At 40.5% G+C, this 21,717-nt stretch carries 19 protein-coding genes and 2 riboswitches; of the genes, 2 read left to right on the top strand and 17 right to left on the bottom strand.

The features are described from left to right. Window positions 1-68: 68 nt before the first annotated feature. The 5 genes from FI644_RS12540 to hprK all read right to left on the bottom strand — a co-directional run bounded on the left by FI644_RS12540 (window position 69) and on the right by hprK (window position 4,225). Window positions 69-605 (bottom strand): acyltransferase, encoded by a 537-nt coding sequence (locus FI644_RS12540; RefSeq protein WP_053478798.1) that lies wholly within the window; start codon window positions 603-605, stop codon window positions 69-71. Then, window positions 602-1,255 carry a pyrophosphatase PpaX gene (ppaX, locus tag FI644_RS12535; RefSeq protein ID WP_053478797.1) on the bottom strand — a complete coding sequence of 218 codons (654 nt, stop codon included), beginning with the start codon at window positions 1,253-1,255 and terminating at the stop codon, window positions 602-604. Before ppaX ends, FI644_RS12540 begins: the two co-directional genes overlap by 4 nt. Next, window positions 1,239-2,192, bottom strand: coding sequence for a nucleoside recognition domain-containing protein (locus FI644_RS12530; RefSeq protein ID WP_053478796.1), 954 nt, complete (start codon window positions 2,190-2,192; stop codon window positions 1,239-1,241). Before FI644_RS12530 ends, ppaX begins: the two co-directional genes overlap by 17 nt. Window positions 2,193-2,232: 40 nt before the next feature. Beyond that, window positions 2,233-3,054 carry a prolipoprotein diacylglyceryl transferase gene (lgt, locus tag FI644_RS12525; RefSeq protein ID WP_142108435.1) on the bottom strand — a complete coding sequence of 274 codons (822 nt, stop codon included), beginning with the start codon at window positions 3,052-3,054 and terminating at the stop codon, window positions 2,233-2,235. 247 nt (window positions 3,055-3,301) lie between these two features. After that, complete coding sequence (gene hprK / locus FI644_RS12520; protein ID WP_053478795.1) at window positions 3,302-4,225, bottom strand: HPr(Ser) kinase/phosphatase; 924 nt, start codon at window positions 4,223-4,225, stop codon at window positions 3,302-3,304. A 234-nt stretch (window positions 4,226-4,459) separates the two neighbouring features. Here hprK and FI644_RS12515 point away from each other — a divergent pair, with 234 nt between their 5' ends. After that, the gene (locus tag FI644_RS12515; protein WP_246067053.1) at window positions 4,460-5,053 is read left to right on the top strand and encodes an N-acetylmuramoyl-L-alanine amidase; all 594 of its coding nucleotides are present in this window, start codon (window positions 4,460-4,462) and stop codon (window positions 5,051-5,053) included. A gap of 330 nt (window positions 5,054-5,383) precedes the next feature. Here FI644_RS12515 and FI644_RS12510 read toward each other — a convergent pair whose 3' ends face one another. The 5 genes from FI644_RS12510 to FI644_RS12490 form a co-directional block, all read right to left on the bottom strand. Next, entirely contained in the window at window positions 5,384-5,743 is a 360-nt protein-coding gene (locus FI644_RS12510; protein WP_053478794.1) for a phage holin family protein, read from the bottom strand. 104 nt (window positions 5,744-5,847) lie between these two features. Next, window positions 5,848-6,963 (bottom strand): DUF4097 family beta strand repeat-containing protein, encoded by a 1,116-nt coding sequence (locus FI644_RS12505; protein ID WP_056686456.1) that lies wholly within the window; start codon window positions 6,961-6,963, stop codon window positions 5,848-5,850. Between the two features lie 132 nt (window positions 6,964-7,095). Further along, entirely contained in the window at window positions 7,096-9,975 is a 2,880-nt protein-coding gene (gene uvrA, locus FI644_RS12500) for an excinuclease ABC subunit UvrA (RefSeq protein ID WP_142108434.1), read from the bottom strand. A 7-nt stretch (window positions 9,976-9,982) separates the two neighbouring features. Then, window positions 9,983-11,962 (bottom strand): excinuclease ABC subunit UvrB, encoded by a 1,980-nt coding sequence (gene uvrB / locus FI644_RS12495; RefSeq protein ID WP_053478791.1) that lies wholly within the window; start codon window positions 11,960-11,962, stop codon window positions 9,983-9,985. Between the two features lie 471 nt (window positions 11,963-12,433). Then, a complete protein-coding gene (locus tag FI644_RS12490; RefSeq protein WP_053478790.1) occupies window positions 12,434-12,667 on the bottom strand; it encodes a CsbA family protein in 234 nt (77 codons plus the stop codon). A 138-nt stretch (window positions 12,668-12,805) separates the two neighbouring features. Between FI644_RS12490 and FI644_RS12485 the strand changes: the two genes are divergently transcribed. Continuing rightward, on the top strand, window positions 12,806-13,078 hold the full coding sequence (locus FI644_RS12485) for an alpha/beta-type small acid-soluble spore protein (RefSeq protein ID WP_142108433.1): 273 nt from the start codon (window positions 12,806-12,808) through the stop codon (window positions 13,076-13,078). Between the two features lie 409 nt (window positions 13,079-13,487). Here FI644_RS12485 and FI644_RS12480 read toward each other — a convergent pair whose 3' ends face one another. From FI644_RS12480 to FI644_RS12455, 7 genes are all read right to left on the bottom strand, one after another. Then, entirely contained in the window at window positions 13,488-14,702 is a 1,215-nt protein-coding gene (locus tag FI644_RS12480) for a M20 family metallopeptidase (protein ID WP_056686471.1), read from the bottom strand. A 36-nt stretch (window positions 14,703-14,738) separates the two neighbouring features. Continuing rightward, window positions 14,739-15,569, bottom strand: a complete 831-nt coding sequence (locus FI644_RS12475; protein WP_053478786.1) for a MetQ/NlpA family ABC transporter substrate-binding protein — start codon at window positions 15,567-15,569, stop codon at window positions 14,739-14,741. Window positions 15,570-15,586: 17 nt separating this feature from the next. Further along, window positions 15,587-16,237 (bottom strand): methionine ABC transporter permease, encoded by a 651-nt coding sequence (locus FI644_RS12470; RefSeq protein ID WP_053478785.1) that lies wholly within the window; start codon window positions 16,235-16,237, stop codon window positions 15,587-15,589. Next, window positions 16,227-17,258 carry a methionine ABC transporter ATP-binding protein gene (locus FI644_RS12465; protein WP_142108432.1) on the bottom strand — a complete coding sequence of 344 codons (1,032 nt, stop codon included), beginning with the start codon at window positions 17,256-17,258 and terminating at the stop codon, window positions 16,227-16,229. The genes FI644_RS12470 and FI644_RS12465 overlap by 11 nt, the downstream gene beginning before the upstream one ends. 185 nt (window positions 17,259-17,443) lie before the next feature. Further along, a riboswitch (SAM riboswitch) is annotated at window positions 17,444-17,549 on the bottom strand. A gap of 134 nt (window positions 17,550-17,683) precedes the next feature. Further along, window positions 17,684-17,782: riboswitch (SAM riboswitch) on the bottom strand. A 95-nt stretch (window positions 17,783-17,877) separates the two neighbouring features. Then, window positions 17,878-18,801, bottom strand: a complete 924-nt coding sequence (locus FI644_RS12460) for a DMT family transporter (protein ID WP_142108431.1) — start codon at window positions 18,799-18,801, stop codon at window positions 17,878-17,880. Window positions 18,802-19,086: 285 nt separating this feature from the next. Continuing rightward, window positions 19,087-19,218: a hypothetical protein gene (locus tag FI644_RS27135; protein ID WP_256376293.1), complete on the bottom strand. Its 132-nt coding sequence runs from the start codon at window positions 19,216-19,218 to the stop codon at window positions 19,087-19,089. Window positions 19,219-19,231: 13 nt separating this feature from the next. Next, a complete protein-coding gene (locus tag FI644_RS12455; RefSeq protein ID WP_142108430.1) occupies window positions 19,232-21,646 on the bottom strand; it encodes a heavy metal translocating P-type ATPase in 2,415 nt (804 codons plus the stop codon). Window positions 21,647-21,717 lie beyond the last annotated feature (71 nt).

The raw sequence follows: 21,717 nt of genomic DNA, 5'->3' as shown, positions 1-21,717 counted from the left end.
TTTTAAGGCTGGACAGTTTTCTTCTTGTCAGCACAAAAAAAGAGCCCTGCAAAATGCAGGACTCAAAATTATTCTTTTTCCTTGCCGTAGATGGGATCGTCTGCCCATCTTTTAGCCATTTCTTCTTTTGTATATATCACCCGCATTGGATTTCCACCGACAAAGCAGCCGGGCGGGACATCTTTATGTACGAGCGTGCCAGCAGATACAATAGCACCGTCCCCAATGGATACACCGGGGAGGATTGTTGTATTGGCACCAATCATTACCTCACTGCCAATGTCAACTGGTCCAAGGCGATATTCTTTAATTAGATATTCATGTGCTAATATTGTCGTGTTGTAGCCAATTACCGTATTGCGGCCCACACTTATTTTTTCGGGAAACATGACATCGAGCATGACCATAAGGGCAAAAGATGTTTGTTCGCCTACCTTCATTCGCAGGAAGGTCCGGTATAGCCAATTTTTCATCCCTAAAAAGGGCGTATATCTTGCCAGCTGAATCACAACAAAGTTCTTGACCACTTTCCAAAATGGCACCGTCTTATACACATGCCAAAGGGAGTTGGCCCCCTCTACCGGAAATCTTTCGGTCTTCCTCATTTTTCTCCGACCTCAAGAATATCAAGTAAATCTGCCATGTTTCCAAGCATATAATCTGGATTAAATTGATGTAAGAATTCTTTCCCCTTCGCACTCCAGGCAACCCCAGCTGTTTTCGTGCCTGCATTTTTCCCGCCGAGAATATCATGGGAGTTATCGCCCACCATGATTGCCTCTTCCGGCTTTGAGCCTAGAAGCTCTAGCGCCTTTAGAATCGGTTCTGGATCTGGCTTTGGCATTTTCACATGATCCAATGCAACAATCACATCAAAGAACTGATCCAGCTTTGTTAGCTTTAAGCCTTTTTCAACGACCATTAACACCTTTGTCGTGACGATGCCTATTTTGAAGCCGGCTTCCTTCAATGAACGAATGGTTTCAAATACCCCATCAAATTCCTTCACAAGCAGATCATGATTACCGAGATTAAACTCTCTGTATACCTTAATCATTTCCTCTACCTTCTCAGGTGCAATCGATTCAAACGTTTCCGTAAGTGTTGGACCAAGAAAAGGAATAACATCCTCCCGCTTGTAACGATCAGGATAATATTTCCCTAACGTATGCAAAAAAGAGGAGATGATTAATTCATTCGTATCAATTAATGTTCCATCTAAATCGAATAAAACGGTATTAACTTGTGTGCTCATATGTTGCTTCCTTTCTTTTGGCCATATCTGTGCGGTTCCAAATAAATGCGACAATCAATGTTAAGAGGATCGCTACACCTAAGCGGATGAGTAAAAGCGGCAATACTGGAATGCCTAATGGAATAAAAATCAGCGTATCCTCAACAACCGCATGGCAGGCAACAAGAAAGATAAATGCAATGGTTACATCCTTTTTGCTGACTCCGTCCTCTTTCACTGCCTGGATCATGACACCAGCCCCAAATGCAAGACCAAACAATAAACCAGCTGCAAGTGTTGTTGATGTATTTTCTTTCATCCCTAGCATTCTTGTTACCGGTGCCATCCATTTTGAAAAAACAGCAAGCCACTTTAAATCCTTTAGTATTTGGATCACGATCATAAGCGGAATGACAATGATTGCCAGTTGAAAGATCCCTAGGCCAGCCTTTTGCAACGCATCAAGTAAAATAGCAAGCCAGCCTGTAACTTCTTCTTCTTTTGCCGGAATCATTCCGTACTTAGCTATTTCAGATCCCCCGTGCCATACGAGATTAATCACAATTGCAGAGATGAGCGCCAGCCCCATTCTCACTGCGATACCAATCCAAAGCTTCACACCCACTTTTACGGCTACGCTCGATTCAATAATCATATTATGTGAGAAGGAAAGCATGACTGCAACGATAAATACCTCTTTTACAGTCAAATCAAGCGTCAATATCGCTCCAATTCCCGCGTAAAGATTCAAGATGTTCCCTAAAACAAGCGGAATGGCTGTATCCCCTGACAAGCCAATTAGATTCATAAGCGGTGTGATTAGCTTGATCACCCATGGCAGCACAGGTGTATGCTGCAGCAATGCAACGATTAAAGTAACGGGAAAGATGACCTTTCCTAACGTCCAGGTCGTCTTTAAGCCAACCATGATCCCCTTTTTGGACGATTCGACCAGCATGTCTCTTCCCCTCTCTATGTAGTTTTGCTAGCTAGTAAAGTTAAACACTTTTATCTAAATAACGGGCATCTGCATACCCCTTCATTCTTCTTAAAATCAGGAGAATGACTGCGCCAATTAGCAGTACAATCGAAATGGTTTGTGCCATTCTTAATTGTCCTTCAATTAGCCATAAACTGTCTGTTCGCATTCCTTCAATAAAGAAACGCCCAATTGAATACCAGATTACGTATGTGAGGAAAAGCTCCCCGCGGCGCAAATTAACTCTTCTTAATAGAATGAGAATAATAAAACCAACAATATTCCAAACCGATTCATATAAAAAGGTAGGGTGATAATACGTACCGTTTATGTACATTTGATTAATGATGAACTCTGGGAGATGAAGGTTTTCTAGAAATGCCCGTGTCACTTCTCCGCCATGTGCCTCCTGGTTCATAAAGTTTCCCCACCGGCCAATTGCCTGGCCTAGAATGATGCTCGGCGCTGTAATATCAGCAATTTTCCAGAAGGAAACGCCTCTCTTTTTCGCAAAGACAACCGCTGTTATGACGGATCCGATCAAAGCACCGTGGATAGCGATGCCACCTTCCCAAATTTTAATAATCTCACCAGGATTCTGGGCATAGTAATCCCATTGAAAAATTACATAATAGATGCGTGCTGAAATAATGGCAATCGGAATTGCCCAAAGCATTAAATCAGCAATTAACTCCTTTTTAATCCCTCTTCTTTCCCCTTCGCGCATGACAATCATGAGGGCTAAAGCAATTCCGATACCGATAATAAGTCCGTACCAGCGAATATTGATGGGCCCAAGGGATATGGCGATCGGGTCAAGGGGTTGAATAGTAGCTTCCATAATCACTGCTCCTTTCAATCTTTCATTTTTTTCTATTTTAATGCATAATAACAGGTTACATATAACTATTCCAAAAACTATTTGCAAGTCTTTTTTCGGAATCTGGATCTTTTTTGCAAGTTTCTCTTTATTTTTGCGATATCTGCGTTTTTTTTGCAAATTCCTCTTTATTTTTGCGATATCGCGTTTTTTTTTGCAAATGTCTCTTTATTTTTGCGGTACATATGTTATTTTTGCTAAGTCTTCGTTATTCACTGTCTTCGATGACGTCTGCAAGGCGGTTTGAGAATTGCTCAGCTGCATTGACGCCCATTCTCTTTAAGCGGAAGTTCATAGCTGCTACTTCAATGATGACAGCTAGGTTTCGGCCAGGGCGAACGGGGATTGTCAGCTTCGGCAAATCCATATCAATAATTTTCATTTTTTCCTCATCCAGTCCGAGGCGATCATATTGTTTGTTTTGATCCCATAGCTCTAAATCCATCACAACAGAAATTCGTTTATAGCTTCTCACCGCACCAGCACCAAATAATGTCATGACATTAATAATCCCAAGCCCACGAATCTCCAGCAAATGTTCAATCAGCTCTGGAGATGTTCCAACTAGTGTATTTTCATCTTCCTGCCTAATTTCCACACAATCATCGGCGACTAGACGATGACCCCGTTTTACAAGCTCCAACGCGGTTTCACTTTTACCTACACCGCTCTTTCCCGTAATGAGTACACCAATGCCATAGACATCTACGAGCACACCATGAACAGCTGTTGTCGGAGCCAGCTTACTTTCCAGGTAGTTTGTAAGTAAGCTCGAAAATCGAGTCGTTTTTTGCTTCGTTCTTAAAAGTGGAACAGATTCTCTTTCCGATGCTTCCACTAAATCATTCGGCACTTCCATCCCCCTTGAGATAATTATAGCGGGAGTGATATCTGTGCATAAACGTTCGAAGCGGTCTTGGCGGTCCATATCATTTAATCTTTCGGTAAATGTTAGCTCTGTCTTTCCAATTAACTGAATTCTTTCAGCTGGATAAAAATTAAAGTATCCTGCAAGTTCAATACCAGGTCTTGATAGGTCAGTTGTGACAATCGGGCGATTGATTCCTTCTTCGCCGCTTATCAATTCAAGTTCAAATTTTTCGATAATATCTTTTGTACAAACTTTAGGCACTATATTTCCTCCTTCGCAAGGAAGTTGCTTCAATTTTTATTATGGCAGTTTCATTTCATTTTAGCACTTTTTACCTCAGAACCAAATGAATCGATTCATAAATATGCCTTTTTTCTTTATTATACATGTCCTTTTCTTAGCTCTACTCATATGTTAAAGATAACTAGATTTTATTTACTAGAGAAGATTTATCATAAATTACAATAGACCATTTCTATTGGAAGGAGCGGGAGAATGAAAATGATGCTGGATGCAGGCCATGGGTATACAACTGCTGGGAAGCGGAGTCCAGATGGCATGCGGGAATATGAATTTAATCGGGGTGTTGCTAATTATGCAAAGGTTCTTCTTGAAAACTATCAGGATGTGACAGTATATTTTGCCCACTCAGACAAACAGGACATTCCGCTTAAAGTACGGACAGACCAGGCAAACCGACTAAAGGTTGATTGCTATGTATCTATTCATGCGAATGCCTTTGGCTCAAGCTGGAATGATGCAAATGGAATCGAAACCTATGTCCATCCAATTAGACCGAAGAAAACAACTGAGCTGGCACAAAAAATCCATAAAAATTTAGTCATTTCCACAGGGTTAAAGGATCGTGGTTTGAAGGAGGCTAATTTCCATGTCTTAAGAGAAACAACGATGTCCGCCGTTTTAGTCGAATGCGGTTTTATGACAAATCGTGAGGAAGTTAAGCACTTGCGTTCAGACACATTTCGAAAAACTTGCGCGGAAGCCATTGTCAAAGGGATTGTAGATCATTTCAGTTTGAAGACGAAGATAGACTTTGGGACAAGCCCCTCGAAACATCCATCTCCATGAAGAAAGGTCAATACAAGGTTCAAGTAGGAACATTCAATGATAAAAACATGCGGACAAGCTTGCGGATAAAGTGAAACTCAATCAGTGGGGGTTTTCCTTCATCCCCAAACTGATTGTTAGTTGAACCAATCGGGCATTTACGGGCTGTTAGATCCCCCACTTAGAATTTTTTTCCAGAAACTTCTTGAAGTGGAGGTCTTACAGCCCGTTAATCTGCGATAAATTGGTTAAACTTGGTTATCCCGCCTATGTACTATTCGAATAGAAGAAGCCAGCACGAATCATCGTGCTGGCTTTTTGTCGATTACTTAAATTGCTGATGACTATTCATTATTTATCCTTTGCCGGCTCAAAAACAACCTTTTGAATAATTATATTCGCAATTGCCATGATAACTGCTACAAGCAGTGCTGTGCCAAAGCTAGCAATTTCGAAGGAGCTGCCCATAATGTTATCCGTAATTTGCAATGTGATCGCATTAATGACAAATAGAAATAATCCAAGTGTCACTAAAGTGACTGGCAGCGTTAGGATAATTAATATCGGACGAACTAGAATATTTAATATGGAAAGAATAAAGCTTGCTCCAATTGCTGCTCCAAAGCTCGATACATAAAAGGATTCTTCTGAAAATCCGGCAATCGCCACAAATAGGATGGCATTAATTAAAATGCCGATCAACCATCTCATTTACTTTACACCTCTGTTCTGGCGGTGTGAATTAAGGAACCAGGACAAGTTGATTTCCTTTTTTCTAGGTATTAGTCTTCACCATTTCATTCGAAGTAATCATTTTAAAATACTTCTGATTTTACCTTTTTCACATGAATGGATCCTGTTTTTGTTTCTGCGATAATCCTTAGGGCATGATCAGGATTATTTAATGAGTTAAAGCGCATCACTTTTTGGATCACATCGCTTTTTTCCTCTACTACTTGAATTCCTTCAAGATTCACATTAAAACCGCCAAGATTCGTTTTCAGTTCTCCCTCTACCGCTGATGCTTGATGAGGAATTTGCAGCTCGATGCCGCCAGTAGCAGCTTTAGCATTTATAAATTCACAGACACCACCTGTGAATGCACAGAAGATATCTCCATTGAAAGATTGTAAATCCACTTTTCGATATTCACCATCAAGAGTGATCGCCCCATTTAGCGTCTCTGCTTCAAGTTCACCAACGATACTCCTTTGAACTAAAATTTGTCCATTCGAAGTCTCTGCTTCCGCATAGTTCCCCTTTATATCATTAAGTGTAATCTTCCCATTTGCCGTTTTGGCTTTATAGCTCGCAGCAGTTAAATGTTCGCTTTCAATCGATCCATTGAACATGCGAATTTTTATATTATCATACTCTGTTTGAGGGATGTAAATAACGGCATCAATCTTCATCCATTTTTGCTGGGTTGAAAACCGCAGCCTTTGACTGTCAATCATAAAGACGACTTCATTTAAGAATTTTCTTCTCGCCTCATCCTGTGTCTCCACCCGATAAATCTTTGCTTGACAATCGATGCGAACATTATTTTGTTCCCATGGAAGCACCTTTACCATCCCGTTGGCAAGATCAATATCTATTTCCTTCAAATCCACGTTTGCTTGCTCGAAGATATGTGAAATATCAATGGATTTGCCAAAATTAAAGTCAAGATCAAAATCCTTAATTTTTTTATAAGCTTGATCAACAAAGTCGATAATTTTATCTTTTGCTGACTGGAATTTGTAATTAAGCGGATCTTCCTTTTTTGCCTCTTCAAATTTAACTGTTGAAAGGTCTGGGAAAAGGTCATCCTGTTTCTCTTTAGCCACTTTATTGGATTGATCAAGACCTTCCAATAATAATAACGCTTCCTCTACAGTCAGCTTGCCATCTTCAATCATCTTTAATATTCTTAAACGTTCCTCTTGCATACCAATCTCCTCCAGCCGTTTTCTTTTATATACGAAAATTGTTAAGCAATGGTTTCAAATTTTTAGATAAATTTTATTCAAAAAAAGCAGTACATAGTACTGCTTCGTACATATCATACTGCTTCTTTAACATTACACATTTGTTACACTGGCTTCTTTTTCTTCTATTTCTGTTTTCATTCTTAAGCGGTCACGTTCTAAAATTGGTTTTAGATACTTTCCTGTATAGGACTCAGGTATTTCGGCTATTTTTTCTGGTGTGCCAGTTGCGACGATTGTACCACCTTTATTCCCGCCTTCTGGTCCAAGGTCAACAATAAAGTCTGCCGTTTTAATTACATCGAGGTTATGTTCAATCACAAGGACGGTGTCTCCGTTTTCTACTAGGCGCTGAAGAACGATAAGCAATCTGGAAATATCATCGACATGTAAGCCGGTTGTCGGCTCATCAAGAATATAAAATGATTTTCCGTTTGATCGTCGGTGCAGCTCAGAAGCAAGCTTTACACGCTGTGCTTCCCCTCCTGAAAGAGTTGTGGCAGGCTGTCCAAGCTTTATATACCCCAGCCCAACATCATAGATTGTCTGAAGTTTACGGCTAATCTTTGGAACGTTTTCGAAAAATTCAACTGCATCCTCAACAGTCATATCTAAAATCTCCGCAATGCTTTTTCCTTTGTACTTCACTTCAAGCGTTTCTCTGTTGTAGCGTTTTCCATGGCATACTTCACATGGCACATATACATCAGGCAAGAAATGCATTTCGATTTTGATAATTCCATCGCCGCGGCATGCTTCACAGCGTCCGCCTTTCACATTAAAGCTAAAACGGCCCTTTTTATATCCTCGAACCTTCGCTTCATTTGTCGTTGAAAAAAGATCACGAATATCATCAAATACACCTGTGTATGTGGCTGGATTCGAGCGCGGTGTTCTTCCAATCGGCGACTGGTCAATATCAATGACTTTTTCTAATTGCTCAATGCCTTTAATCTCTTTATGCTCACCAGGTTTACTTTTTGCTCTATTGAGCTTTTGTGCCAGTGACTTATGCAAAATTTCATTTATAAGCGTACTTTTCCCTGAGCCTGATACTCCAGTGACGGCAATAAATGTGCCTAATGGAAATTTTACGTTTACATTTTTAAGATTATTCTCTTTTGCACCTTTTATTTCTATAAATCGCCCATCATTTTTACGGCGTTCAATCGGAAGCGGGATATATTTCTTTCCGGCAAGGTATTGGCCTGTTAACGAATTTGGGTCTTCCATAACTTCATTTGGTGTTCCTGCTGAAATAATTTCTCCGCCATGAACGCCTGCCCCAGGGCCAATATCAATTAAATAGTCAGCAGCAAGCATCGTATCTTCATCATGCTCAACAACAATTAATGTATTTCCGATATCACGCATATTTTTAAGCGTTTCAATCAAACGGTCATTATCCCGCTGATGGAGGCCAATGGAGGGTTCATCAAGAATATAAAGGACGCCAGTCAGTCTTGAACCAATCTGGGTTGCCAACCGAATCCGCTGAGCTTCCCCGCCTGACAGAGTGCCTGCCGCACGGCTTAAAGTTAAATAATCTAGTCCGACATTTACTAAAAAGCCAAGACGCTCCTTAATTTCACGGAAAATGAGATTTGCTATTTTCATCTCTTTTTCCGTTAATGATAGACGATCGAAAAATTTATATGCTTCATTAATTGATAATTCCGTTATTTTCCCGATATGCTGACCTGAAATGAGTACGGCAAGCGTTTCCTTTTTCAGACGATAGCCCTTACATGTTGGGCAATCATGCTGAGCCATGTACTTCTCCATTTGCTCACGAATATAGTCAGAGCTCGTTTCTTTAAATCTTCGCTCTACATTTCGTATAACACCCTCAAATTCAATCGTCGTTTCTCTAACTTGACCAAAGTCATTTTCGTAATGAAAGAAGATTTTTTCTCCGTTTGAGCCATATAAAACCTTATCAAAGAGATGAGAAGGAATATCCTTAACAGGGATATCCATGTCGATTCCATAATGAGTGCAGACAGCTTCAAGCAGCTGTGGATAATATTGTGAGCTTGTTGGCTCCCATGGTGCAATGGCATGCTGTTTTAATGATAGATCTCGATTCGGAATGACGAGGTCTACATCCACTTCAAGCTTGGATCCAAGCCCGTCACATTCAGGACAAGCACCGAATGGACTATTAAAGGAAAACATTCGCGGCTCAAGCTCCCCAATAGAAAAATCGCAATGTGGGCAAGCATGATTTTCACTGAATAACAGCTCTTCCTCGCCAATTACATCGATTAGTACTTTTCCATCACCAAGCTTTAAAGCTGTTTCCATTGAGTCTGCAAGACGTGCGGCAATGCCGTCTTTGACTACAATTCGGTCGATAACTACTTCAATAGAATGCTTCTTATTTTTTTCAAGTTCAATCTCTTCTCCAAGATCATACATGTCACCATCAATACGCACACGGACAAATCCTTGCTTCTTGACATCCTCAAGAATTTTCACATGTGTTCCTTTTCGGCCAGAAACAAGTGGTGCAAGGATTTGCAGCTTCGTCCGTTCCGGATATTCAAGAATCCGGTCAACCATTTGCTCAACTGTTTGTGATGAGATTTCAATATCATGTACTGGACATGTTGGGCGGCCAACCCTTGCATACAAGAGCCGCAAATAATCATATATTTCTGTCACTGTTCCCACTGTAGAACGAGGGTTTCTGCTTGTTGTTTTCTGATCTATAGATATCGCCGGAGACAGCCCTTCAATTGCATCGACATCTGGCTTGTCCATTTGTCCAAGAAATTGACGAGCATAGGCGGATAAAGATTCCACATATCTGCGCTGCCCTTCCGCATAGATTGTATCGAAAGCAAGCGAGGACTTTCCAGAACCGGAAAGCCCCGTTAAAACAACAAGCTTATCTCTTGGAATGGTGACATCAATATTTTTTAAATTATGGGCTCTGGCGCCTTTTACTATTAATTTTTCCATCGCCATTTGTACGTCATCCTTCCGCTTTCAATTCTAATAATAAATCACGAAGCTCGGCAGCACGTTCGAAATTGAGTGCTTTCGCCGCTTCCTTCATTTCTTTTTCCATATTTACAATTAATTTTTCTCGTTCTTTCTTATTCAGCTTGCCGATTTGGGATGAAGCCTTATATTCTTCTTGTTCCTCAGCTGCATGAGTGGCACGTATAACTTCGCGAATATCTTTTTGAATCGTCTGCGGTGTGATTCCATGTTTCAGATTGTGTTCCTCCTGCATTGTGCGGCGCCGTTTCGTCTCACTAAGTGCTAATTCCATAGAATTAGTGATTTTATCCGCATACATGATGACATGCCCATTTGCATTTCGGGCTGCACGTCCAATCGTCTGAATAAGGGAACGCTCCGAACGAAGGAAGCCTTCCTTGTCAGCATCTAGAATCGCTACTAAAGAAACCTCCGGAATATCAAGACCTTCTCTTAAAAGATTGATTCCGACTAGAACATCGTACGTTCCAAGACGAAGCTCACGGATGATTTCAATCCGCTCTAATGTTTTTACCTCAGAATGCAAGTATTGAACTTTAATGCCGATTTCCTTTAAATAGTCGGTCAAGTCTTCAGACATTTTTTTCGTCAAAGTAGTAATCAGCACACGCTCATTGCGCTTAATTCGATCTTGGATTTCACCAATCAGGTCATCAATTTGTCCTTCTATCGGACGGACATCGATCGTTGGATCAAGCAGCCCCGTTGGACGGATAATTTGCTCAATCATTTCTGGAGTATGTTCAAGCTCGTATGGTCCAGGGGTTGCAGAAACATAAACAATTTGATCGATATGTTTCTCAAACTCAGGAAACATTAACGGACGGTTATCTAATGCTGATGGAAGACGGAAGCCATGTTCAACAAGGACAGATTTCCGTGCTTGGTCTCCATTGTACATTCCGCGTATTTGCGGAAGCGTCACATGGGACTCATCAATGACGATAAGCAAATCCTTTGGAAAATAGTCCAGCAGTGTATATGGAGTTGACCCTGGTGGCCTTAATGTTAAATGCCTGGAATAGTTCTCAATCCCTGAACAAAAGCCCATCTCTCTCATCATTTCGAGATCATAACGAGTTCTCTGTTCTAAACGCTGAGCTTCAAGCAGCCTGTTATTGTCACGCAAATCTGCTAACCGTTCTTCCAATTCCTTTTCGATATTTTGAATGGCTACGAGCATTTTTTCCTCACGGGTTACGAAGTGAGATGCAGGAAAAATAGCAACATGTTCTCTTTCGCCAATAATTTCTCCGGTCAGTGCATCGACTTCACGTATCCGTTCAATTTCATCCCCGAAAAATTCCACACGCAAACAGTGCTCGTCCTTCGAAGCAGGGAATATTTCCACCACATCGCCACGAACACGAAATGCTCCACGCTGAAAGTTAATGTCATTTCGTTCATATTGAATGTCCACTAGCTTCCGCAGCAATTGATTTCTTTCAATTTCCATCCCTGTGCGAAGAGATAGAACAAGCTCCCTATACTCTTCCGGTGATCCCAATCCATAAATACAGGAAACACTGGCTATAATAATGACATCTCGACGTTCAAATAAGGAGGATGTCGCAGAGTGGCGCAGTTTATCAATTTCATCGTTCACACTCGAGTCTTTTTCTATAAAAGTATCAGTGGATGGAACATACGCCTCCGGCTGAAAATAATCGTAATAACTGACAAAGTATTCTACCGCGTTATCAGGAAAAAACTCTTTAAATTCACTATAAAGCTGACCAGCCAATGTTTTATTGTGCGCAATAATCAAAGTTGGCCGATTGACTTCTTTAATCACATTTGAAATTGTGAATGTCTTTCCTGTTCCTGTCGCCCCTAAAAGCGTTTGATGGCGTTTTCCCGCTTGGATTCCTTCAACAATTTTTCTGATTGCCTCAGGCTGATCGCCTTGCGGAGAATACTTTGAGACTAGTTTAAATTGGTCCTTCACTAAAAAGCCTCCAGTTCATTTATACTTTTCTCTATTATCAATCAGCTTGAATGTGTAAGGGCTGGCTGTTGCTGATTTGTCATTTTTTAACTTTATTCTTATATACATTCTACCACAAAACTGTTCATACAAACCAGCAATATGCGAACGAATATTCGTTTTATTTTTCAGTTAGTTAAATATTCCAGAAGGGATTTTATCGAAAATAGGTTCATATTGCTGAAATGTAATGAATCAAACGTTTGATTAGTTCTCAATCATTCTTGTTTTACATAGAAAGAATGGATTTTTTCTCGACAATTTCCCAAGAAATATGAGCTTTAATTAAGCTAAATGACTACTATTTCGCACGAATCAAGAGGGATTTAGTCGAAGCAAAGTTAATCAAACGTTTGATTAACTTTTATGTTTCATTTATTCCAATTAAAAAACCTGTCGAAGAAGCGCCGACAGGTCTACCATATGTTTTATCTAGGATTTTCTCTGAAAATTCTTTTTCATCCGCTGTGAATACCAAAATCCAACCGTCAAAGAAAAGGCGTCAACGACAATAAGCCAAAATGAATCTGTGTAGCCTTTATAAACAGAAGCTGCAATTAATGCTACCGTCAGGACAAGGCCAATCACATGATTATATGCTACCCTTGTAAACAGCACTACTAGCAAACCTGGAATCAGCAGGGCCGATAAAAATTTTAATCCCAATCATTACACCTTCTTTTACTAATTTCACCTACCAATAGAATAGCTTATTTTGGTAACATACACCACCGATTTAACCGAATGATTCTATACCTTTCACCACATGATAATCATATAACATTTCAGGGAGGCATACTTACGATGGCTAGAAGAAAGCGGCGTCCGCTCGTTCCAGAATCACGGGGAGCGTTGGATCAGTTAAAAAATCAAGTAATGAAAAACAAAGGATACCCTATTGACCAAGATAATCCCGATCATGTGAAATATGGGGTAGCAAATGAAGTTGGTGTTCCGCTTCAAAAGGGGTATAACGGCAGTCTAACTTCAAAAGAAGCAGGAAAAGTCGGCGGCGAAATTGGCGGAAACATGGTAAAAGAGCTTGTACGCATGGCACAAGAGCAGATGCGAAAATAACTTGTTATGGTAAAAATGTAGTAGTGTATTTTTTGTGCATCGTTTTAGTGTAGTGGTTACTTAAATGGAACTGTTTTTCTATGTACTGAAGAAGGGTGTCCTGAATTTACTATCGGGACACCCTCTGTTTCTTTGGATTTTCTGTTTGGGTTTAAATCAGAGTTGATCTTATAGAATCCTTCTATGAGACGATTTCTTTCGCTTTTTGGGGGATTCTGTCCAATCGAAAGATCCTTTTTTCTTGAAAAATCAGGATGCATGCTTCTTATGTGACTTCTTTTTCCTCTTTTTTAAAAAATCGGGCTCCATACTCTTTATACGTGGCCTCTTTTTCTCTTCAATACCATGAGACAGCTCCTATCGATTTTATCTCTTAGACCTCTCTAATGAGCTTGTTCTCAAAATACCCCTATTTGTCCTCAGCAGCTTTTCTTTCATTAAATTCGTCTTTGATCGCTGTTAATAATTCAGAGTTGATTATTAATTCCAGTCCAGTTAAAGCAAGTGCCTTCGCTCCAGTAATTAATGCTTCATCTCCCTTTTTAGAAGCAGCTGCCTCTCTAAACGGAACTGTATGACCAACGAGATCATCTGCACCAATTTTAATATACGGGTGGATTGTCGGTACTACTTGACTGATGTTTCCAGCATCTGTTGAACCAATGCCATCCTTATCATCTAAAATAACTGTTTCCCCTAATTCCTCGATGATGCGATGAAATACTTCATCAAACTTCCTATTTAATAGAAGATTATCAACTTCATTTTGGAAAGCGATGATATTAAGCGTAGCACCCGTCGCTAGTGCTGCACCTTCAGCAATAGCCTTTACCTTCTTTGTTACTTCATTTAAATGTGCTCTTGTTGCTGCACGGATAAAGAATCTTGCTTTCGCATATTCAGGAATAATATTCGGCGCGTCTCCGCCGTCTGTAATAATCCCATGAATGCGGACATCATCCTTTAACTGTTGACGTAACGCATTGACTCCATTGAATAGCTGGATAACCGCATCAAGTGCATTAATGCCTTCGTGTGGAGCAGCTGCTGCATGTGCTGGCTTGCCAATAAACTCAAAGTCAAGCGGATCGACAGCTAGTGATGTGCTCGTCAGCCTTGTTTGATTAGATGGATGGATCATTAATGCGGCATCAATCCCTTCTAATAGCCCATGCTTTACAAAGCTTCCTTTTGCACTTCCATTTGGACCACCTTCTTCGGCAGGAGTCCCTAATACAACAACCTCTCCTCCAGTTTCATCTAATGCCTTGCTTAATGCGATCGCAGCTCCAACACTCGTTGTTCCAATGATGTTATGGCCACATGCATGACCAAGACCAGGTAGCGCATCATACTCAGCTAGAAATGCGATAGCCGGTCCTTCTAAGAAGGATTTTTTACGAGCAAGGAAAGAAGTATGGTGTCCAGCTACTGCCTTTTCCACCTCAAATCCTTCTTTCTCAAGAATGTCAATCAGCAGTCCTGAAGCAAAATACTCTTCATTTCCGATTTCAGGCTTTGCATGAATTTGATGACTAGCTGAAATATAAAGCTCCTTATTGCTTTCCACATTCTCGTTAATTGCTATTTTTAACTCATCGATTGTTTTTAATGGTGTTGACATGATTATTTCCTCCCTAATGTTTTTTATTTAAATCCATTACCAGCCAATATCGCTTAACGGAATAAATGTTGGAATGGAATTTCCTTTGTATTCTTTTTCGATAAATTCAGCTACATCATCCTCTTGATAAAGCTCAGCCAATCTCTTTAGATGTTTCTTGTCCTTGTCTTCTGCTCGTGTGGCAATGATATTGACATATGGAGTAGCGGTAGCACTCTCATGGTAAATGGAGTCCTTCGTTGGATTGAATCCTGCGTCAACTGCAATTCCGTTATTAATGACGGAAGCTGCTACATCTGGGAGAACACGCGGTGTTTGTGCTGCAACCATTTCGACAATTTCAAGATTTTTAGGATTTTCAACGATTTTATCTAATGATCCGTTGCCATCGTAATCGTCTGTCAGCTTAATCAGGCCAGCTTCTTGAAGAAGAAGCAGCGCTCTTCCCATATTGGATACATCATTTGGTACCGCTATTTTTCCTCCCTCAGGAATTTCATCAATAGACTTATATTTTTCAGAATAAATTCCCATTGGTGCAAGAACTGTCGTGGCAATTGGCACTAAATCTAAATTATGTTCCTTTATAAAAGAGTCAAAGTACGCAACGGTTTGGAATGCATTGGCATCAAGCTCGCCTTCAGCTAGGGCAATGTTCGGCTGTACATAGTCAGAGAAACTGATTATTTCTACTTCAATGCCTTCCTTTGCTGCCTTTTCTGCTACGAAGTCCCAAATGCGGTTATCTGATCCGCTTACACCAATCTTCACTTTTACGGTTTTTTCTTTTCCGCTTGTTTCGCTTGAGCACGCTGTACTAAAAACGGCCAGTGTTAAAATAATGAATGCTAAAAATAACTTTTTCATTGTTGTCATCCTCCTGATTATCGTCTGCGAATTCTTTTTGATAATATATTGCCAAAGGTTTGCAGCCCTTGAACCATTACGACTAAAATACCTACTGTGATCAGCATAACCATTGTGTCGAACCGCTGATAGCCATATGTAATAGCTAAATCACCAAGTCCTCCCCCGCCAACAGCTCCAGCCATTGCAGAAGCTCCTACTAAACCAATTGTTGCAATCGTAAAGGCTAATACTAAAGAGCTAAGCGCCTCTGGGATGAGAAATTTGAAAATGATTTGCGCCGGTGTTGCTCCCATCGCCTGAGCTGCTTCAAGGACACCTGGGTCTACTTCAAGCAAGGAATTTTCTATTAATCTGGCAATATATGGACCAGCGTAAAATACGAGTGGAACGACTGCTGCCGCTGTTCCAATCGATGTGCCTACAATCAATCTTGTTACCGGAATGATTGCCACCATTAGAATAATGAATGGCACTGAGCGGAAAATATTAATAATTCCGTTGATTACATTGAAAACTGGCAGATTTTCCAGCAGATGCCCCTTTCTTGTTACGACAAGAAGAATCCCTAGCGGCAGACCGAGAACAGCTGAGAATAATAGAGAAAATGCCACCATCTGAATTGTTTCAATAAGCGCTTCAATAATTTGGTCTGAATTAACTAGCATGTGCTTTCACTTCCTTTACTGTTACTTTCTCTTGGCTGATAAACATTAATGCCCGGTTGATTTCACTCTCTGCCCCTTGAAATTCAACGATCAAATTCCCGAAAGGCGTGCCTTGCAGCTCGGTAATATTTCCAAAAAGAACATTGATGTGAATGTCAAACTTCTTCGCCAGCTGTGAGAGCAGCGGCTGGCCTGCTGAATTGCCGATAAAATTGATTCGGAAAATCTTTTGAAGTCCTTCATTTTTCTCAACAATCTCTTTAATGGAATCAGGAATTTGGTCATTCATGACAGAGCTGACAAAGTTTCTTGCCGTCTCTGTTTTCGGTGACGAAAAGACATTGAAAACAGTCCCTTCCTCAATGATCTTCCCCGCTTCAATAACTGCAACCCGATCACAAATTTCTCGGATGACTGCCATCTCATGGGTGATAATGAGAATCGTAATGTTATATTCTCGATTTATTTTTTTCAACAGCTCCAGGATCGAGCTTGTTGTTTGCGGATCAAGTGCAGAAGTTGCCTCATCACATAAGAGAATCGAAGGCTTTGTAGCGAGTGCCCTTGCAATACCGATCCGCTGCTTCTGCCCGCCTGATAGCTGATCTGGATAATTATTCGCTTTGTCTGACAAACCTACAAACTCTAATAGCTCATTCACTCTTTTCTTCATTTCCTCTTTTGGCACCTTTGCTAGAATTAATGGCATGGCCACATTCGCAAACACCGTTTTTGAGTTTAGGAGATTGAAATGCTGAAAGACCATCCCGATATTTCTTTTTACCTCACGGATTTCCTTTGCTGATAAAGCTGTCAGATCATATCCATCCACAATCACACGGCCAGATGTAGGCTGCTCGAGCCAATTGACACAGCGGATAAGCGAGCTTTTTCCCGCTCCGCTAAACCCGATTACACCGAAAATCTCCCCTTTATTGATTGTTAAATCAATTCCATTCAGTGCCGCAACCTGCTGTCCGCCGCTGGTATACACCTTTTTCAAATTTTGAAATTCAATCATTTTGTTCTCTCCTTCCGGTGACTGACACCTTTATACTTGGAATTGCCTGTGGGTGTGCAGGCAAACTTTTGATCCTTTTTAATTGCGTGCCCCAGTCCTTTATGAAAAAAAGGAAATAAAAATCCCTCTTCCTGAAAACAAGAAGAGGGCATTCCTTTATTCACAAATAAAGGGCAGGGGGTCTCTTCTTATCTCTCAAGCTTTTCGCTTGCTGGATTTGGCATAGATTCCAAAATGGAATCCGCTGCCGAGGCTTCATCGGGCCAGTCCCTCTGCCTCTCTCGATAAGAATGTATATTTTATTTTTATTATTCCAATGCGAAAACTATGATTATTACACAAAAAAACTCGAATTCCTCCTTTGTTGTTTACAACAAAAAACCTCTTCTTAAAAAGAAGAGGACAGAATTCAACGTTTGCGCCTCTTCTTATCTATCAAGACATGCTTGCTGGAATTGGCACGGTACAATAAGTCCGTTGCCGAGGTGTCGTAGGGCCAGTCCCTCAACCTCTCTTGATAAGAAGTACTTCACATATTCGATTTGGTTAACTTGAAATATACTTTACATTCAATAAAATAAAAAGTCAACTACTTTTTCGAAATTTATGAATGCAATGATCAATGATACGTTTTTGAATGTTGAGAGGATTGATCCATTTCCTTTGTTTCTGTTCCTCTTGTTCCAAGATATATTGCTCCTAACACACACATGATTCCAATCAGTTGATTCAGACCAAAAGGTTCTTTTAATAAACCAATGCCTACCAATGTTGCCGTTATTGGAATAAACCCTGTAAAGATTCCCGCTATATTAGCGCTTACCTTTGCAACTCCTTTATACCAAAGAACGAATGAAAGCACACTGGCAGTGATTGCATAATAAACGATAAGCAAGTATACAGTCGGTTCTAAATCTATGAAATTGAAAGTGATCGCTTCCTTTATCGAAAAAGGAAGAAAGAAAATAAAGCCTATGATGTTCACTCCTGTAGCCATTTGAATCGGCGTCAACACAGCTGATAGCTTTTTGGCAAATATGGTAAACAAGGCTTCTGAAATAACGGCACCAAAGACAAGTACATTTCCAAGTAAAAATAAGGGGCTTTCTAAAGTTGATGAGTTCGTCTGAAAGGTAATAATTGATATCCCTAAGACTGCAAGACAAATAGAAATAGCCTGTGGAGCAGACATTCTTTCTCTTAAAAAGAAAAATGACAGAAGAGCGATTATCGCCGGAACGGTACTCGTAATAATTCCTGCAGCTGTAGCAGATGTAAAACGTACCCCATAAAGCATGAGAACACTAAACAAGAAAACACCAAAAAATGACTGCAAAATTAAATAGCCCCAGTGACTTTTCTGCAACTTCACCGCTTGCGGCCGGCTGATCAACATCATTGGAACTAAAAAAAGTAAAGCAATCAGGAATCTTGTTTCGGAAAAAAGAAAGATCGGGACATCCTCAACAATTATTTTGCCAACCGCAACATTTGCGCCTACAAAAGCCATTGATAATGCCAGCTGGAAATAGGCTATTTTCACTGCTCTCTCACCCCTGCTTCTTTTATCATAGAGCCAATGCTGTAGAAGTCTTAGAACAACATATACTTTCCTTCATTACCCCTCACTTTCTTTATTTGTTAAACGCCATTCCTTTGATTATAGAGTGTTCTATCTGTCGTGTAAATCATTAAAAACTTAATTATTTTTATTTTCAGACTTAGGATAAAACCTAATTAAAAAAGATCCCCACAGCTGTTTAGAGCAGCCGTGGGGATCTTTTTAAACCATCTATTCCTTATCTCCAAATGAAAACCCTATTTCATCTTATTTTTCATGCTGCTCCGTATCAGAATGACCTGGATCATCAGCTGGTGATCCAGCAATCGCCGTATAGGAGTAGTATCCGCCTACGACAATTAACAGATAAACGATTGCTGAAAGCGCCCATTTTTTCATATGAATCTCTCCCTTATAATTTTACTCGTTGTAGACGAAGGGCATTGAGGACAACAGAAACTGAACTGAAGGCCATTGCTGCTCCCGCAAGCCATGGTGCCAGAAATCCTAGAGCTGCAATCGGAATGCCAAGCGTGTTGTAGCCAAAGGCCCAGAATAGATTCTGCTTAATATTGCGGATCGTTTTCTTACTCATAAAGATGGCATCGGCAATGCTGTTTAAATCGCCTCTAATTAAGGTGATATCAGCTGCTTCCATCGCAACGTCCGTTCCTGTTCCGATTGCCATTCCAATATCAGCCACTGCTAACGCTGGTGCATCGTTAATTCCGTCTCCTACCATTGCGACTTTCTTCCCTTGCTGCTGAAGCTTCTTCACTTCTTCTGCTTTTCCTTCAGGGAGAACCTCTGCGATTACACGGTCGACCCCAGCAAGCTTCGCAATCGCTTGTGCCGTTTGCTCGTTGTCGCCTGTAATCATAATTACTTCAAGTCCCAAATCCTTTAAACGGCTAATGGCTTCGGTTGATGTTTCTTTTATTGTATCGGCAACAGCAACAATTCCTGCGAATGCACCATCGATTGCTACTAACATCGCTGTTTTTCCTTGCTTTTCAATAGTAAGCATATCGTCTGACACATGTTCTATTTCAATATTGAATTTTTTCATTAAACGTCGTGTGCCGGCTAGCACTTCTTTCCCATCAACGAGGGCTTTAATTCCGTAGCCTGGGATTGCCTCAAACGCACTAGGGTGGGTAAGAGTGATGTTTTTCTCCTGAATTCCTTCAACGATTGCCTGTGCAAGCGGGTGTTCAGATTGCTTTTCTGCTGAACCGACTAATGTTAAAAATTCCGCTTCTTCTAGTTTTGTGATGACATCCGTTAATACTGGTGCTCCATTTGTGATTGTACCTGTTTTGTCTAAAATCACTGTATTAATTCGATGCGTCATTTCAAGATGCTCTCCACCTTTAAAAAGAACACCATATTCTGCAGCCCGGCCAGATCCTGCCATAATAGATGTTGGTGTAGCAAGACCGAGTGCACATGGACATGCAATAACAAGGACGGCAATTAATTTCTCGAGTGCTTCTGCAAAGTCATCTGGTGCAACAAACAAGTACCACACGAAAAATGTGATGACAGCAATTCCTACAACAATTGGTACAAAGACACCGGAAATAGAATCCGCTAGACGCTGGATCGGCGCTTTTGAACCTTGTGCTTCTTCTACCACTTTAATAATTTGGGCAAGAGCTGTCTCTTTCCCTACCTTTGTTGCTTTTATTTTAATAAATCCATTTTTGTTTAATGTTGCGCCAATAACTCTATCCCCAACCGTTTTATCAACTGGAACACTTTCTCCTGTTATCATTGACTCATCAAGGGCAGACTGGCCTTCAAGAATTTCGCCATCGACTGGAATTTTCTCTCCTGGCTTTACTAGAATAATGTCTCCAGCAACTACTTCCTCTAGCGGGATTTCCATTTCTTTTTCTTCTCGAATGACAGTTGCTGTTTTTGCCTGCAGACCCATAAGTTTCTTGATTGCTTCTGAAGAACGGCCTTTCGCTTTTGCCTCAAAAACTTTACCAAGAATAATTAATGTAATAAGCACTGCACTTGTTTCAAAATAAAGTCCTTCCGGATGCGCACCGCTGCCAATTGTTTTTAAAGATAAATATAAGCTGTAAAAATAAGCAGCTGATGTCCCTAATGCAACAAGCACATCCATATTTGCACTCTTATTTCTTAACGCCTTATATGCGCCTACATAAAACTGCTTACCAATATAAAATTGTACAGGTGTGGCAAGTGCCATTTGCACCCACGGATTCATAAATGCTTCAGGTACGTATATGAAAGAGGTAAAGCTAAAGTGACCAGCCATTGCCCATAAAAGCGGCAAGGATAGGATCAGGGAAAAAATAAATTTCCCTTGCTGCTTTTCGATTTCTTTTAATCGATGGTCGACCGTTCCTTTCTCATTATCCTCACTTTTCACACTTGCTCCATAGCCAAGTTTTTCTACCTTTTGTGTCATCTCAGCTGGTGATACGATGGACGGATTAAACTCAACCGCTGCCTTTTCTAAGGCAAGGTTCACGTTCGCGCTTATAATCCCATCCATTTTATTTAGACCTTTCTCGATGCGAGTCGCACATGCTGCACAAGTCATTCCAGTTAGAACGAGTTCAACCTTTTCCGTGATCACATCATAGCCAAGCGCTCTGATTTTTTCCTGAATATCAGCTGGCCCCATCTTTGCAGCATCAAATTTTACTGATGCCTTTTCGAGTGCCAGGTTCACATTCGCATCTGACACACCTTCCATTTTATTTAGACTCTTTTCAATTCGTGTTGCACATGCTGCACAGGTCATTCCGGTAATTTGAAACTGACTTTCAACCACTTTTTCACTCATTTCTTTAAGCCTCCTATACCTATATAGGGTATATTTTTTTGAAAAAGAGAGCGTGCTAAACTTTAGCACGG

The sequence above is a fragment of the Cytobacillus solani genome (assembly GCF_006704205.1).
Classification (GTDB): domain Bacteria; phylum Bacillota; class Bacilli; order Bacillales; family Cytobacillaceae; genus Cytobacillus; species Cytobacillus solani.
Note: the sequence above shows the minus strand (reverse complement) of the source record. Positions and strands in the feature narration are given on the sequence as shown.